13 protein-coding genes are annotated in these 15,389 nt (G+C 64.8%); 11 read left to right on the top strand and 2 right to left on the bottom strand.

Annotation, left to right across the window (positions count from 1 at the left end; genetic code table 11):
- Positions 1-16 precede the first annotated feature (16 nt).
- Together BMY30_RS09110 and map are read right to left on the bottom strand one after the other, a co-directional pair.
- Positions 17-2,698, bottom strand: a complete 2,682-nt coding sequence (locus BMY30_RS09110) for a [protein-PII] uridylyltransferase (RefSeq protein WP_089712788.1) — start codon at positions 2,696-2,698, stop codon at positions 17-19.
- Positions 2,699-2,708: 10 nt separating this feature from the next.
- Complete coding sequence (gene map / locus BMY30_RS09105) at positions 2,709-3,500, bottom strand: type I methionyl aminopeptidase (RefSeq protein WP_089712786.1); 792 nt, start codon at positions 3,498-3,500, stop codon at positions 2,709-2,711.
- Positions 3,501-3,784: 284 nt separating this feature from the next.
- Between map and rpsB the strand changes: the two genes are divergently transcribed.
- The 11 genes from rpsB to lpxD all read left to right on the top strand — a co-directional run bounded on the left by rpsB (position 3,785) and on the right by lpxD (position 15,290).
- Positions 3,785-4,534, top strand: a complete 750-nt coding sequence (rpsB, locus tag BMY30_RS09100) for a 30S ribosomal protein S2 (RefSeq protein WP_089712784.1) — start codon at positions 3,785-3,787, stop codon at positions 4,532-4,534.
- A 162-nt stretch (positions 4,535-4,696) separates the two neighbouring features.
- Positions 4,697-5,566 (top strand): translation elongation factor Ts, encoded by an 870-nt coding sequence (tsf, locus tag BMY30_RS09095; protein ID WP_089712781.1) that lies wholly within the window; start codon positions 4,697-4,699, stop codon positions 5,564-5,566.
- Between the two features lie 114 nt (positions 5,567-5,680).
- Positions 5,681-6,448 (top strand): UMP kinase, encoded by a 768-nt coding sequence (gene pyrH / locus BMY30_RS09090; RefSeq protein WP_089712780.1) that lies wholly within the window; start codon positions 5,681-5,683, stop codon positions 6,446-6,448.
- A 4-nt stretch (positions 6,449-6,452) separates the two neighbouring features.
- A complete protein-coding gene (gene frr / locus BMY30_RS09085; RefSeq protein WP_089712941.1) occupies positions 6,453-7,010 on the top strand; it encodes a ribosome recycling factor in 558 nt (185 codons plus the stop codon).
- An 89-nt stretch (positions 7,011-7,099) separates the two neighbouring features.
- The gene (gene uppS, locus BMY30_RS09080; protein WP_089712778.1) at positions 7,100-7,888 is read left to right on the top strand and encodes a polyprenyl diphosphate synthase; all 789 of its coding nucleotides are present in this window, start codon (positions 7,100-7,102) and stop codon (positions 7,886-7,888) included.
- Positions 7,881-8,681, top strand: a complete 801-nt coding sequence (locus BMY30_RS09075) for a phosphatidate cytidylyltransferase (protein ID WP_089712776.1) — start codon at positions 7,881-7,883, stop codon at positions 8,679-8,681. Before uppS ends, BMY30_RS09075 begins: the two co-directional genes overlap by 8 nt.
- On the top strand, positions 8,678-9,859 hold the full coding sequence (gene ispC / locus BMY30_RS09070; RefSeq protein ID WP_244516164.1) for a 1-deoxy-D-xylulose-5-phosphate reductoisomerase: 1,182 nt from the start codon (positions 8,678-8,680) through the stop codon (positions 9,857-9,859). The genes BMY30_RS09075 and ispC overlap by 4 nt, the downstream gene beginning before the upstream one ends.
- Before the next feature lie 39 nt (positions 9,860-9,898).
- Positions 9,899-11,257: a sigma E protease regulator RseP gene (rseP, locus tag BMY30_RS09065; RefSeq protein WP_089712774.1), complete on the top strand. Its 1,359-nt coding sequence runs from the start codon at positions 9,899-9,901 to the stop codon at positions 11,255-11,257.
- 87 nt (positions 11,258-11,344) lie between these two features.
- Positions 11,345-13,690, top strand: a complete 2,346-nt coding sequence (bamA, locus tag BMY30_RS09060; protein ID WP_244516163.1) for an outer membrane protein assembly factor BamA — start codon at positions 11,345-11,347, stop codon at positions 13,688-13,690.
- Positions 13,691-13,717: 27 nt separating this feature from the next.
- Positions 13,718-14,224 carry an OmpH/Skp family outer membrane protein gene (locus tag BMY30_RS09055; protein WP_089712772.1) on the top strand — a complete coding sequence of 169 codons (507 nt, stop codon included), beginning with the start codon at positions 13,718-13,720 and terminating at the stop codon, positions 14,222-14,224.
- A 28-nt stretch (positions 14,225-14,252) separates the two neighbouring features.
- A complete protein-coding gene (gene lpxD / locus BMY30_RS09050; protein ID WP_089712770.1) occupies positions 14,253-15,290 on the top strand; it encodes a UDP-3-O-(3-hydroxymyristoyl)glucosamine N-acyltransferase in 1,038 nt (345 codons plus the stop codon).
- Positions 15,291-15,389 lie beyond the last annotated feature (99 nt).

Below are 15,389 nucleotides of genomic sequence, written 5' to 3'. Positions count from 1 at the left end.
TTTCTCGACGGTGGCGTTAGCCAGGGATGGCGAGGACCTCGATGAGGCGCTCGCGCAGCCGCTGCTGGCGTTCCGGGTCGGTGAGCGGTGCCCCCGCCTTGTCGGTGATGAAGAAGACGTCCTCGACCCGCTCGCCCAGGGTGGCGATCTTGGCCGCCGAGAGTGCGATGTCCTGCTCCATGAAGATGCGCCCCACCCGAGCCAGCAGGCCGGGGCGGTCGGGCGCCACGAGCTCGAGCAGGGTGCGCTCGTTGGCCGGGTCCTGCTCGATGCTGACCTCGGTGGGCACGCGGAAGTGCTTGAGCTGGCGTGGGGTGTGCCGGGTGACGATCTGAGGGTAGTCGTCCGGGTCGTCGAGCTCCTCCACCAGGTGACGGCGGATCTCCTCGATGCGCTCGCGATCGCAGATCGCCTGGCCATGGTCGTCGAGCACGATGAAGGTATTCAGCGTCCAGTCGTTGCTGGAGGTGGCGATGCGCGCATCGTGGATCGACAGTCCCAACTGGTCCATGGCGGCGGCGGTGGCGGCGAAGAGGTCGTCCACCGATCGGGTGTGGATGAAGACTTTGGTGCCGCCCTCGGCCATGTCATCGGTGGGGGCGTTGATCAGGATCAGCGGCAGCTGGCTGTCGCCGTGGTTCAGGATGCCCTGGGTCTGCCAGACGATCTCGCTGGGGGCGTACTGCAGGAAGTAGTCCTCGCCCAGCGACTCCCAGAGCCGGTCGACCCGCGCCATGTCGGCACCCACCGTGGCCAGCAGGGAGTGGGCCTCGCTGCGCGTTTCCTGCACCCAGTCGTCGCGTTCCAAGGGATTCTCGAGCCCGCGTCGCAGGGCGCGTTTGGTCTCGCCGTGCAGTTGGCGCAGCAGCGAGGCCCGCCAGCCGTTCCACAGGGTCGGATTGGTGGCGTTGATGTCGGCCACCGTCAGCACATAGAGATAGTCCAGCCGGGTCTCGTCGCCGACCAGGCGCGCGAAGTCGGCGATCACGTCGGGGTCGGTGATGTCGCGCTTCTGGGCCACCATGGACATCATCAGGTGGTGTTCCACCAGCCAACTGACCAGGCGAGTGTCGCGGCTGGAGAGTCCATGGCGCTCGCAGAAGGCCTCGGCATCCCGGGCGCCGAGGGTCGAGTGGTCGCCGCCGCGGCCCTTGCCGATGTCGTGGTAGAGGCCGGCGATCCACAGCAGCTCCAGCTTGGGCAACTGGTGAATCAGGTTGGCGGCGACCGGGAACTCTTCCTTCGCCTCGGGCTTGCGGAAGCTGTGGATGCACTTGAGCAGGCGCAGCGTATGGGCATCCACGGTATAGATGTGGAAGAGGTCATGCTGCATCAGTCCCACCGCTTGGCCAAATTCGGGCAGGTATTTGCCGAGCACGCCGTAGCGGTTCATGCGTCGTAGCTGGCGTGCCACGTTGCCGCCGGATCGCAGCAGGGCCATGAACAGGCTCTGGTGACGCAGATCGTCGCGATAGAGGTCGTCGATCAGGTGGCGATGGTCGCGGATCAGCCGGATGGTATCGGCGCGCACCCCTTCGATCTCCGGGTGCTCGGCCATTAGCAGGAAGAGCTCGAGCAGCGCCGAGGGGCGCCGGCGGAAGACATGGCGGGAACGCGCCTGGATATAGCCCCCCTTGATCTCGAAGCGCTCGTTGAGGGGGGTGGTGGTGAGCGCCTCGCCGGCATGCAGGATCGCCTCGTCGAAGTGCTGCAGCAGCATGTCGTTGAGTCCGGCAAGCGCCGTGACATGGCGATAGTAGCGCTTCATGAACTGCTCCACGGCCAGGCGCTCCGGCGTGTCGCGATAGCCGAACAGCTCGGCGATGGTGCGCTGGTGGTCGAACAGCAGGCGGTCCTCCGCTCGGTCGGTGAGCATGTGCAGGGCGTAGCGCACCTGCCACAGGAAGGCCTGGCCCTGGCTGAGGATGCGCAGCTCGGGATCGTTCATGAAGCCACCGGCGACGAGGTCCTCGTAGCGCTGGGTGCCGAAGTGGCGTTTGGCCACCCAGCCGATCATCTGGATGTCGCGCAGCCCGCCCGGTGAGCTCTTGATGTTGGGTTCGAGGTGGTACTCGGAGTTGTTGTAGCGGTAGTGGCGGCTGATCTGCTCTTGCCATTTGGCTTCGAAGAAGCGATCCGCCGGCCACAGCCGGTCGGTAGAAAGGCGCGTCTTCATCGCCTCGCGCAGCCGTTCGGGCCCGGCCAGGGTACGGGTCTCGAGCAGATTGGTGATCACCGTCACATCGGCCTCGGCCTCGCGCTCGCAGTCGGCGAGCGAGCGAACGCTGTGGCCGATCTCCAGGCCGATATCCCAGAGGAAGGTGATGAAGGCCGTCAACGGTTCGCGATAGGGGGTGTCGTCGTCTTCCTCAAGCAGCAGCAGCAGGTCGATGTCAGAGTGGGGATGCAGTTCGCCACGTCCATACCCCCCCACCGCCAGCAACCCGACGCCCTCGTCGGGCCAGTCGTGCTGTTCCCAGGCGATGGCCAGCAGGCGGTCCAGGCACCAGGCGCGCCCATGCACCAGATCGCGGATGTCGGCGCCGGCGTGGAAGCGCTCGTCGAGGCGAGCCTGGATGCCGCGTAGCGCGGCCTTGAAGGGGGCAATTGGCGAGCGCTCGCCGGCGAGCTCGGTACGAAAGGCCTCGATATCGAAGAGAGTGTCATCGGGGACGAAGCGGTAGTGGTGCAGGAGCATGGCAGTCGACTCAGCGGTCGAGGAAGGAGAGGTCTTCGTCGCTGCGCGCGGTGAGCACCTCCACTCCCGAGGCAGTGACCAGCAGGGTATGTTCCCACTGGGCGGTCAGGCTCCTGTCCTTGGTCACGGCGGTCCAGCCGTCGCGCAGCACCTTGGTGCGATGATCGCCGACGTTGATCATCGGCTCGATGGTGAAGCACATGCCCTCCTGAAGGGCGATGTCGGCCCCCTGGGCGTAGCCGTCGTAGTGCAGGACCTGCGGATCCTCGTGGAAGCCGCTGCCGATGCCGTGCCCGCAGAAGTCGCGCACCACCGAATAGCCGTTGGCCTCGGCATGGGATTGGATGGCGCGGGCCAGTTCGGAGAGGTGCACGCCCGGACGCACCAGTTCGATGCTGTGGTACAGGCACTCCTGGGTGACGCGGCAGAGGCGCTCGCCCTGGATGGTTTCGCCGATGATGAACATCATGCTCGAGTCGCCGTGATAGCCGTCGGCGGTCTTCACGGTGATGTCGATGTTCATGATGTCGCCCTTCTTGAGCTTCTTGGCGTCATCCGGGATGCCGTGGCAGACCACGTGGTTGATCGAGGTGCAGATTGACTTGGGGAAGCCGTGGTAATCGAGGGGGGCCGGGGTGGAGCCAAGTTCGTTGACGATATAGTCGTGGCAGAGCCGGTCCAGCTCGCCGGTGCTCACGCCGGCCGTCACATGGGGGATGAGCATCTCGAACACGCTGGCGGCCTGGCGGCCCGCTTCGCGCATCTTGCCGATCTCGTCGGGCGTCTTGATGGGTACGTTCATGGAATCTCGAATCAGGGGTAATGTCGCCCGGACAGCGGCGGGCTCGAGCATCGGACGACTTCATATCGGAAGCCATCCATGGTATAAAGCTGCGCGCTTTCCTGCAATCGCGGAGCCCTGCCGACCCGTCGGCGTCTCGGCGAGGACTGTGAAATGCGTTCAATCAATGCAACGCCTTGAAATCACACATGCACCGTCACATGGTCCCGGGTGCTGTCGGGTTGCTCCGGCGGTCGGATCCATGGGGTGCGTGGAGGCCTAACCCGATTTTCCAGGAGTCATCCATGGCACACGTCAATATGCGTGACCTGCTGAAGGCAGGCGCTCACTTCGGTCACCAGACCAAGTACTGGAACCCGAAGATGAGCAAGTTCATCTTCGGCGCCCGCAACAAGATCCACATCATCAACCTCGAGCACACCCTGCCGGCCCTCAACGAGGCCGTCGATGTGGTCGAGAAGATGGCCGCGGCCAACAACAAGATCCTGTTCGTCGGCACCAAGCGCAGCGCGAGCAAGATCATCAAGGAAGAGGCCAATCGCGTCGGTCAGCCGTTCGTCAACCACCGCTGGCTCGGCGGCATGCTGACCAACTACAAGACCATCCGCGTCTCCATCAAGCGTCTGCGTGAACTCGAGGCCATGCACGAGGACGGCACCTTCGAGAAGCTGACCAAGAAGGAAGTGCTGATGGCCACGCGCGAGCAGGACAAGCTCGAGCGGTCCGTAGGTGGTATCAAGGAAATGGGCGGCCTGCCCGATGCCCTGTTCGTGATCGACGTCGACCATGAACGCATCGCCATCAACGAGGCGAACAAGCTGGGCATTCCGGTCATCGGCGTAGTGGACACCAACTCCGATCCCGACGGCGTCGACTATGTGATCCCGGGCAACGATGACTCCATCCGTGCCCTCCAGATCTACATCAAGGCCATCGCCGACGCCTGTGCCCGTGCCAAGGAAGGTCGTCCCGACGAGTTCGTCGAGGTGACCGAAGAGGCCGCTGCTCAGGAGAGCGACAGCGCCGCTGAATGAGTGCGGTCCGTCTGATCGGCGGCTGTGGGCGGCCTGTCATGCCGTTGCCATCGATGCCGGTTGGACGAGAAGGGGGCCGCGGGCCCCTTTCTTCTAAGAATTCACCGGATTCTCCGCTGCGAGGGTCCGGCCTACTTCCCGAGATATTCAGAGGTGACACCCATGGCAGCGATCAGCGCCTCCCAGGTGAAGGAACTGCGCGAGCGTACCGGGCTCGGCATGATGGAGTGCAAGAAGGCACTCACCGAAACCGGTGGTGATATCGAAGTCGCCATCGAGAACCTGCGCAAGAGCTCCGGACTCAAGGCCGCCAAGAAGGCCGGCCGCACGGCCGCCGAGGGCGCCGTGGTAACTCGCGTCGCCGACGACAGCTCCTTCGGTGTCCTGGTCGAGATCAATTCCGAGACCGACTTCGTCGCCCGCGATGAGAACTTCACGGCCTTTGCCGACAAGATCGCCGATGCTTTCTTCGCCGCCAAGAGCGAAGATGTGGCCGCGGTGATGGAGGGTGCGCTGGAGACGGCCCGTGAGCAGCTGGTGCAGAAAATCGGCGAGAACATCGGCGTGCGTCGCTGCGCCGTGGTCGAAGCACCGGAAGGCGGCGTGGTGGGCGAATACGTCCATGGCGGCCGCATCGGCGTTCTCACCGTGCTCGAGGGTGGCAGCGCCGAGGTGGCCAAGGATGTCGCCATGCACGTAGCGGCCATCAACCCGGCCGTAGCGCGTCCCGAGGATATGCCCCAGGAGCAGTTGGACGCCGAGAAGGCGATCATCCTGGCCCAGCCCGACATGGCCGGCAAACCTGAGCAGATCGCCGAGAAGATGGTCCAGGGTCGCCTCAAGAAATACCTGGCCGAGAACAGCCTGACCGAGCAGCCGTTCGTCAAGAATCCGGACCAGTCCGTGGCCGATTTCGTCAAGGCGGCCGGTGGCGAAGTGGTCGGTTTCACTCGCTTCGAGGTGGGTGAGGGCATCGAGAAGGAAGAGGTCGACTTCGCCAAGGAAGTGATGGAACAGGCCAAGCGCAGCTGAGGTCTGAGGCTCCAGTGTAAAGATGGCGTGCGCGCGAGCGCACGCCTTCGTGTATCCGGCCGGTGAATCCGGCTGCCCATCAGTTCCCATGCGTCTAAAACCGGGAGACACCCCATGACCAGCGCCGATCACCCCGCCCCCAGCAAGTCCGAGAAGACCCGTGCCGAGGTGTCCAAGTACAAGCGTATCCTGCTCAAGCTCTCCGGCGAGGCCTTGACCGGGGATGCCGAGTTCGGCATCGACCCCAAGGTGCTGGACCGCCTGGCGCTGGAGATCGGACAGCTGGTGGGGATCGGTGTCCAGGTCGGCATCGTCGTCGGTGGTGGCAACCTGTTTCGCGGGGCGGCCCTGCACGAGGCGGGCATGGATCGGGTCACCGGTGATCACATGGGGATGCTGGCCACGGTGATGAACGCCCTGGCCATGCGCGATGCCCTGGAACGCGCCAACATCCGCTCGCGAGTGATGTCGGCGATTCCGATGAGTGGCGTGGTGGAGCATTACGACCGCCGAACCGCCATCCGCTACCTGACATCCGGCGACGTGGTACTGTTCTCGGCCGGTACCGGCAATCCGTTCTTCACCACGGACTCCGCTGCCTGCCTGCGCGGCATCGAGATCGATGCCGACGTGGTGGTCAAGGCCACCAAGGTCGACGGGGTCTATGACAAGGATCCGGTCAAGCACCCCGAAGCGGTCAAGTACGAGCAGTTGTCCTATGATGATGCGCTCGACCAGAAGCTCGGGGTGATGGATTTGACCGCCATCTGTCTGGTGCGGGACCATGATATGCCAGTGCGAGTCTTCAACATGAACAAGCCGGGTGCCCTGCTGAACCTGGTGGTGGGTGGCAAGGAAGGCACGCTGATTGACAGAGGGTGAGAAAGTGATCGACGACATCAAGAAGGATGCGCAGAGTCGCATGAAGAAGAGCCTCGAGGCCCTTCACCAGAACTTCAACAAGATCCGCACCGGTCGGGCGCACTCCAGCATTCTGGATGCGGTGACCGTGGAGTACTACGGTAGCCAGGTGCCGCTCAACCAGGTGGCCTCGATCAACACCGAGGACGCAAGGACCCTGAGCGTGGTGCCCTGGGAGCAGCAGATGGTGCCCAAGATCGAGAAGGCCATCATGACCTCCGATCTCGGCCTCAATCCGGCGAGCGCAGGTAACGTGATCCGCGTGCCGATGCCGATGCTCACCGAGGAAACGCGCAAGGGCTATATCAAGCAGGCCCGCCAGGAGGCCGAGCATGCCCGGGTCGCGGTGCGCAGCGTGCGTCGCGATGCCAACGGTGATCTCAAGTCATTGCTCAAGGAGAAGGAGATCACCGAGGACGAGCAGCACCAGGCCGAGGAAGCTATCCAGAAGCTCACCGACAGCATCGTTGCCGAGATCGACAAGGCGCTGGAGTCCAAGGAAAACGACCTGATGCAGGTCTGAGGGCGGCGACGGACCGCCCTTCGTCGAACCCCGGGTGCAGGGTCCGTGGTTCGACGGCCTTCGTGCTCATACCCGCCATGCGAGATATCATGACGTCACCGCAGTCTCCCCGTTCCAAGGCCACCCCCGGAGACGGGCCTACTACCGGCGAATCCCCCATGCCGCGCCATGTGGCTATCATCATGGACGGCAACAATCGCTGGGCGAAGGCACGCGGCCTGTCCGGCGTGCGTGGCCATCATGCCGGCGTCGAGGCAGTGCGTGCCGTGATCCGCCGTGCCGCTGAGCGTGGCATCGAGACCCTTACGCTGTTCGCCTTCTCCAGTGAGAACTGGAAGCGGCCCGCCAGCGAGGTCAACGCGCTGATGGAGCTCTTCCTCCTGGCGCTTAGGCGCGAGGTCAAGAAGCTTCACCGGCACGGCATTCGCCTGTCAGTAATCGGTGACCGCAGCGGCTTCTCCGCCTCCATCCAGAAGCATATCGCCAGCGCCGAGGCGCTGACCCGGGACAACACCGGCCTGCATCTGGTGATCGCCGCCAACTACGGGGGGCGCTGGGACATCGCCGGTGCCGCCCGGCGGCTCGCCGAGCGTGTCGCCAAAGGCGAGTTAGAGGCCGAGAACATCGACGAGCGGGCCCTCGACGAGGAGGTAAGCCTGTCCGGCGATGCGCCGGTTGATCTGTGCATCCGCACCAGTGGCGAGTGGCGCATCTCCAACTTCCTGCTCTGGCAGATGGCCTATGCCGAGCTCCATTTCACTTCGGTGCTGTGGCCCGATTTCGATGGCACTGCCTTCGACCGTGCGCTGGCCGATTTTCAGGGCCGTCAGCGGCGCTTCGGCATGACCGACGAACAGATCGAGGCGCAGGGTGCTTAGACAACGGATCATCACCGCGGCCTGGCTGATTCCTCTGGCCCTGTTCGGCCTGTTCGGTCTTGAAGGCGAGGGGTTCAGGCTGTTCACCGCGGCCATCGTGCTGCTCGCCGCCTGGGAGTGGGCCAACCTTGCCGGCATTGCCTCGCCGGGTCGTCGCCTGCTTCCGGTGGCGGGTCTCGCCGTGCTGATGGCAGTTTGCTGGGTGACAGGTGTCGTGAGTGCGACCTGGCCGCTGTGGCTGGGCGCGCTGGGCTGGCTGGTCAATCTCTACTGGGTGACCGGCTATCCCGCGCGACTAGCGCAGTGGCAGTCGACCGCTATGCGCCTGGCAATGGGGCTCTGGGTATTGCTGCCGACCTGGGTGGGGTTCAGCGTGTTGCGCGAGGGCGGTGCCGTCTGGTTGCTCTTCGTACTGTTGCTGGTGTGGGGCGCCGACATCGGCGCCTACTTCGTCGGCCGGGCTCTCGGCCGCCACAAGCTGGCTCCGAGCGTCAGCCCCGGGAAGACATGGGAAGGGGTGGCCGGGGGGCTGGCGGTCACCGCGCTGCTGGCGATCGGCTTCGCCACCTGGCAGGGCCTCGGCGTCGCCGGTGGCCTGATGCTGCTGCTGGCGACAGCGGTGGTGACCCAGGCTTCGGTATTGGGTGACCTGCTCGAGAGCATGCTCAAGCGCCATCGCGGCATCAAGGACTCCAGCCAGTTATTACCCGGCCACGGTGGGGTGCTCGATCGGGTCGACAGCCTTACTGCCGCGGTGCCGCTGTTCGCCTTGTTGCACGGGGGGCTGTTGTGACCCTTCGTCACGTGACCGTGCTGGGTGCAACCGGCTCCATCGGCACCAGCACCCTGGACGTGCTTGGTCGTCATCCGGAACGCTACCGGGTGCATGCCTTGACCGCCCACCACTCCCGGGAGGCGCTGCTAACCCAGTGCCGACGCCACCGGCCGGCGGTGGCCGTGCTCGATGTCGAGGAGGACGCTGCCTGGCTACGCGGGCAGTTGGCCGAGGCGGGACTCGTCACCGAAGTGCGGACCGGCCGTGCGGCGTTGGTCGAGGTGGCCGAGGCGCGCGAAGTGGATACCGTGATGTCGGCCATCGTCGGTGCCGCCGGTCTGCTGCCGACGCTGGCCGCGGTAAAGGCCGGCAAGCGGGTCCTGCTGGCCAACAAGGAGGCCCTGGTGATGTCCGGGGCGCTGTTCATGGAGGCAGTGGAGCGTTATGGGGCGACCCTGCTGCCCATCGATTCCGAACATAATGCCATCTATCAGTGCCTACCCGCCGATCACCGTGGTGGCCTGGGACGCCACGGGGTGACGCAGCTACTGCTGACCGCCTCGGGCGGCCCCTTCCGCGGCTGGTCGCGAAAAGAGCTGGTCAGCGTGACCCCGGATCAGGCCTGTGCCCATCCCAACTGGTCCATGGGGCGCAAGATCTCGGTGGATAGCGCCACCCTGATGAACAAGGGGCTCGAGCTGATCGAGGCATGTTGGCTCTTCGATGCCCGTCCTGATCAGATCCAGGTGGTGGTGCACCCCCAGAGCGTGATTCACTCCATGGCATCCTACAGTGATGGCTCGGTGATCGCCCAGCTCGGCAACCCCGACATGCGTACCCCCATCGCCTACGGGTTGGCCTGGCCGGAGCGCATCGACGCCGGGGTGGAGACGCTGGACCTTTTTCAGATTGCGCGGCTCGACTTCGAGCCTGCCGACGAAATGGCTTTTCCCTGCCTGCGCCTGGCCCGGGAGGCCATGGCCACGGGTGGTACGGCGCCGGCGGTGCTCAATGCCGCCAACGAAGTGGCGGTGGACGCCTTCCTGGCCGGCCACCTCGGTTTCACCGACATCGACAATCTGGTGGCCCGGGTGCGCGATGAACGCCCGGTGGCGCCAGCCGGGGACCTCGAGACCATTCTCGAGGCCGATGTGCTCGCCCGGCGGGCGGCGTACGACTGGCTGGCGCGGCACTGATGCGCGCGACTCGACGTTGTTGACTGCAAGGAGATTGCCTTGGGCCTGATCCAGAATGTGCTGGCCGTTATCGTGGTGCTCGGCCTCTTGATCACCTTCCATGAGTTCGGCCACTTCTGGGTCGCCCGGCGCTGTGGCGTGAAGGTGCTGCGCTTCTCGGTGGGCTTCGGCAAGCCGCTATGGTCGCGCCGCGATCGTCACGGCACCGAGTTCGTGGTGGCCGCCATCCCGCTGGGCGGCTACGTGAAGATGCTCGATGAGCGCGAGGGTCCTGTCGACCCCGACGAGCGGCAGCAGGCTTTCAACAACAAGACGGTCTGGCAGCGCATCGCTGTCGTCGCAGCCGGACCCCTGGCGAACTTCCTGCTGGCCATCGTCGCCTACTGGGCACTCTTCGTGGCCGGTACCACCACGGTGGCACCGGTCATCGGCAGCGTGGCACCGGACTCGCCGGCCAGTCGCGGGGGGCTCGAGGCCGGCCAGGAGATCACCGCGGTGCGCGGTGAGTCGGTGCGTTCCTGGGACGAGATCAATCTCAAGCTGATTGCGGCCATCGGTGTCAGCGGCGAGCTCGAGGTGCAGGCCCGTGATGAGGCCACCACCGACCCGCGGACCTATCGCCTTCCGGTGGAGGAGTGGCTGGTACGCCAGGATCCTCCCCGGCCGTTGCGGAGCTTGGGACTGACCCCCTGGCAGCCCGAGATTCCTGCGGTGCTGGGCCAGGTGATCGAGGGTGAGGTGGCTGCCGAGGCCGGCCTGCAGGTGGGAGACGAGATCGTCGCGGTTGACGGCGAGCCGGTGGCGGACTGGATGGCGTTCGTCGACCGGGTTCGCGCCAGCCCCGGGGAGCCCCTCGACCTCGAGGTACTGCGCGACGGCGAGCGCCTCTCGATCACCCTTACCCCCGGTCGCAATGAGCTGGAGGAGGGCGTGACCATCGGCTATATCGGCGCCGGCGTAGAGTCTGTCAACTGGCCGGACGAGTATCGTCGCGAGATCCGTTACGGCCCACTGGCGGCGGTGGGTGAGTCGTTGTCGCGCACCGGCGAGATGACGGTGCTGACCCTGGGAGCCATTCGCAAGATGGTGGTGGGACTGATCTCGCCGAGCAATCTCTCAGGTCCCATCACCATCGCCCGGATTGCCGGCGAATCGGCGCGCAGCGGCCTCGAGAGCTTCATCAGCTTCCTGGCCTACCTCTCGATCAGCCTGGGGGTGCTCAACCTGTTGCCGATACCGGTGCTCGACGGCGGTCATCTGCTCTATTATCTGGTCGAGGTGGTACGCGGTCGCCCGGTATCCGAACAGGCCCAGGCCGTGGGTCTGCGTATCGGCCTGGCGCTGGTCGGCACCTTGATGCTGATGGCGCTCTATTTCGACTTGATGAGGCTATGGTAGCCGGGCGCTGGCTTGTCAGTGGCCAGTACAAATGTATAAGGTGCCTGTCTGGACAGGACGGCAGATCAACGCGAGCGAATCGACTGCATGAAAATCAAGACCATCGGACTGGCGGCGCTGCTGCTCGTAGGTGCCCAGGCGGCACAAGCACAATCATTCGACTTTTCAGACATCAGGGTCGAGGGGCTGCAGCGTGTCTCCCCCGCCTCCGTGTTCAATGCCTTTCCTGTCAGCGCCCGCGACCGAGTCAACGAGCGCGAGCTGGCCGAGGCGGCCCGAGAACTCTTCGCCACCGGCCTGTTTGAGGATGTCAGCCTGGCCCGCGAGGGCGACATCCTGATCATCCAGGTGGTCGAGCGCCCGACCATCGCGCGACTCGACATCGAGGGCAATGAGCAGATCTCTGATGAGGACCTGCGCAACGGCCTCAGGCAGGCCGGGCTGGACGAGGGGCAGGTGCTGCAGCTCTCCACCCTCGAGGAGATCCAGCGCGAACTGGAAGGCGTCTACCAGTCCCAGGGTCGTTACAGTGCCCGGATCGACACCTCCGTCGAGGAGGTCGGCGAAGGCCAGGTCCAGGTCAACATCGATATCGACGAGGGGTCGGTGGCCAAGATCCGCCAGATCAATATCGTCGGCAACCGTGCCTTCGATGACGAGACACTGCGCGATGTCTTCGAGCTCGAAGACAAGCCGGGCTGGTTCTTTGGTTGGTTTTCCAGCGACGAGTATTCTCGGGAGGCCCTGGCCGGTGATCTGGAACGGCTTCGCTCCTTCTATCTGGACCGCGGCTACGTGAATTTCAATATCGAGTCTTCCCAGGTCTCGATCAGCCCCGACAATTCGCGGATCTTCGTCACCGTGAACATCGATGAAGGCCGACAGTACCGCCTGGGTGACATCCGTTTCGCCGGCGACCTGAGGATCGCCGAGCGCGAGGCCCGCGAGCTGCTGGAGGTGCAAAGCGGCGAGATCTTCTCGCGCAGCGATGTCACCGCCTCTTCGGAGGCCCTGCGCTCGCGACTGGGTGCCGAGGGGTTTGCCTTCGCCAACGTGGACGGCATTCCCGTGGTCGCCACCGACGGGGACACCGTGGACCTGACCTTCCGCGTCGAGCCGGGGCGCCGAGCCTACGTACGGCGTATCGAGTTCGCCGGCAATACCACCACCCAGGATGAGGTGCTGCGGCGCGAGATGATCCAGATGGAGGGGGCGCCGGCCTCCACCGAGTCGATCAGCCAGTCGCGCCAACGCCTTGAGCGCCTGGGCTTCTTCAAGCAGGTCGACGTGGAAACGCGGCCGGTGGCTGGCGAGCCCGACCAGTTGGACGTCACCTACACCGTGGAGGAGCAACCCTCGGGCTCGATCTCGGCGAGCATCGGTTTCTCCCAGAGCGCCGGGGTGATCTACGGTGCCTCGCTGTCACAGAACAACTTCCTGGGTACCGGCAACCGGGTCAACCTCGGTGCCCAGCGCAGCGACACCTTCACCAGCCTCAACTTCGGTTTCACCGACCCCTACTGGACCCTGGGCGGCATCTCGCGCGGCTATAACCTCTTCTATCGCGAGACCGACTACGAGGACTCCGATATCTCGACCTACTCCACCGATGCCTACGGCGGGGGCATCAATTTCGGCTATCCGATCAACGAGCTGACTCGCCTGAACTTTGGCGCCAGCGCCGAGGACCTGTCGATCAAGACCTACCGCGACACGCCCTCCGAGATCCAGCGCTATGTGGAAGACGAGGGCAGCGATGCTCAGAGCCTGAAGCTGACGGCCAGTTGGACCCGCAACAACCTCAACCGCGGCATCATGCCTACCGCCGGCAACTACCAGCGCCTGTCGCTGGAGACTGCCGTGCCGGGCAGTGATGCCGAGTATTACAAGCTACGCGCTCAGGCCCGCCAGTTACTTCCCTTCAACGAGGAGCAGACCTGGGGCCTGAAATTCAGCGGTGAAGTGGGATATGCGGACAGCGTCGGCAACGATCCCTATCCGTTCTACGAGAACTTCTTTTCCGGCGGCCTGGGGTCGGTGCGTGGCTTCACCGGCAACACCCTGGGGCCGGCGACAACTGATCGTTTCGGTGGTGACGACCGTACCTTGGGCGGCAACGTTCTGGTGGAGGGCAGCGCCGAGATGCTCTTCCCGATGCCCTTCGTCGAGGACCAGCGCTCCCTGCAGGCCTCGCTGTTCCTGGATGCCGGCAATACCTTCCTGACCGAATGTTACGAAGTTCTTGAAGAGGATGCTGGCCGTCAGCAATGTGAGTCCGGCGTGGATCTGGGCGAGCTGCGCTACAGTGCGGGGGTCGGCGTCGCCTGGCTGACCCCGGTGGGGCCGCTGACCTTCAGCGTCGCCGAGCCGCTCAATGACAAGGACGGTGACGACACCCAGTTCTTCCAGTTCTCGCTGGGTCAGACCTTCTGATTCGGCCTCTATCGAGGAGACCACGCCATGCGCAAGTTGTCCGCCGCTCTCTGTTTCGGCCTACTGGCCACCGTCGCTCTGCCGGCCCAGGCCGACGAAGTCGCCGTGCTCGATTGGCGCGCCGCGCTGATGGAGACCGACGTCGCTCAGCGTTCCATGAACCAGTTGCGCAACCGCCTGGCCAGCCAGCAGCAGGAAGCCGAGTCCCTGGGCCAGGAGCTTCAGCGGATGCAGCAGCGCCTCCAGCAGCAGGGCGAGAGCATGACCGAGACCGAGCGGCGCACGACCATGCAGGAGTTCCAGCAGAAGGGGCAGCGCTTCGAGCAGCTGCGTCAGGAGATCGGCCAGGCGCGTCAGCAGTCCGAGCAGCAGTTCCTCCAGGAGGCCGAGCCCAAGCTTGATCAGGCTGTCCAGCAGGTCATCGACCGCCACGGTGTCGAGGTGCTGGTAGAGCCAAACGGCGTGTTGCATTCCGAACGGGAGCTGCAGAACCTGACGGCAGAAGTCACCGAGATCCTCAACACCCTCTACTGAGGCGCCCGCTCCACCATAACGAGTCCCCATGAACCAAGACGCCCGAACCCTCACACTGGACGAGATTGCCGAGCGCCTGGGAGCCCGCCTGGAGGGTGATGGTACAAGGCGGGTGAGTGGCCTGGCCACGCTCAGGGATGCCGAGCCGGACCAGGTCGCCTTCCTCGCCAATCGCGCCTACCTCAAGGACCTGCCGGGAACCCGGGCTGCGGCGGTGTTACTGGCACCGGGTCATGCCGAGAGCTGTCGGGTGGCACGCCTGGAGATGGACAATCCCTACCTCGGCTATGCCGGGCTGTCGAGGCTCTTCGATCCCCTCTCCGGGCGTACCCCGGCCGGCATCCATCCCACGGCGGTGGTCGCCGATGACGTTCGCCTTGGCGTGGAGGTGGCCATCGGTCCTCAGGCGGTGATCGAGTCGGGGGTCGAACTGGGCGACGAGGTGGTCATCGGTCCGGGCTGTGTGGTGGGTGCTGATACACGCATCGGTCCCGGGTCGCGCCTGCACGCCAATGTCACCGTCTGCCATGGCGTGGTAATCGGGGCCCGTGCCATCCTGCACAGCGGCTGCGTGATCGGCGGTGACGGCTTCGGTTTCGCCCACGATGGGGCTCGCTGGCACAAGATCGCCCAGCTGGGCGGCGTGGTGATGGGTGACGATGTCGAGGTGGGTAGCTGCTCGAGCATCGATCGCGGGGCGCTCGGTGATACCCTGATCGGCGATGACGTGAAGATCGACAGTCAGGTGCAGATCGCCCATAACGTGCAGATCGGCGATCACAGCGCCCTTGCCGGTTGCGTGGGCATCGCCGGTTCCACTCGGGTAGGCCGACATTGCATGCTGGGCGGCGGCGTGGGGCTCTCCGGCCACCTGACCATCGCCGATGGCGTACAGGTCACCGGAATGAGCCTGGTGACCAACTCGATCCTCGAGCCGGGGATCTACTCCTCGGGCACCGGTGCCATGGATAATGCTCAGTGGCGTCGCAACGCGGTGCGCTTCAAGCAGCTCGACGACATCGCCAAGCGGCTGGCGCGACTCGAGAAGGCCGGCCGCAGCGGTTGAGGCCGTGTCGCAGGGCGGTATAATCCATTGCCTGTTTCCGCCGGCCGCTGCTGCCGCCATGCCCCTCGCGGAAGGGCATCATGTCATTTCAGAGGTCGC

It is taken from the genome of Halomonas daqiaonensis, assembly GCF_900109725.1.
Classification (GTDB): Bacteria; Pseudomonadota; Gammaproteobacteria; order Pseudomonadales; family Halomonadaceae; genus Halomonas; species Halomonas daqiaonensis.
Note: the sequence above shows the minus strand (reverse complement) of the source record. Positions and strands in the feature narration are given on the sequence as shown.

Bases quoted from the DNA above. Each gene is read 5' to 3' on its own strand.
- uppS (WP_089712778.1), top strand. From the start codon at position 7,100: ATGACGTCACCGCAGTCTCCCCGTTCCAAGGCCACCCCCGGAGACGGG.
- lpxD (WP_089712770.1), top strand. From the start codon at position 14,253: ATGAACCAAGACGCCCGAACCCTCACACTGGACGAGATTGCCGAGCGC.
- BMY30_RS09055 (WP_089712772.1), top strand. From the start codon at position 13,718: ATGCGCAAGTTGTCCGCCGCTCTCTGTTTCGGCCTACTGGCCACCGTC.
- rpsB (WP_089712784.1), top strand. From the start codon at position 3,785: ATGGCACACGTCAATATGCGTGACCTGCTGAAGGCAGGCGCTCACTTC.
- BMY30_RS09110 (WP_089712788.1), bottom strand. From the start codon at position 2,698: ATGCTCCTGCACCACTACCGCTTCGTCCCCGATGACACTCTCTTCGAT.
- pyrH (WP_089712780.1), top strand. From the start codon at position 5,681: ATGACCAGCGCCGATCACCCCGCCCCCAGCAAGTCCGAGAAGACCCGT.
- map (WP_089712786.1), bottom strand. From the start codon at position 3,500: ATGAACGTACCCATCAAGACGCCCGACGAGATCGGCAAGATGCGCGAA.
- tsf (WP_089712781.1), top strand. From the start codon at position 4,697: ATGGCAGCGATCAGCGCCTCCCAGGTGAAGGAACTGCGCGAGCGTACC.
- bamA (WP_244516163.1), top strand. From the start codon at position 11,345: ATGAAAATCAAGACCATCGGACTGGCGGCGCTGCTGCTCGTAGGTGCC.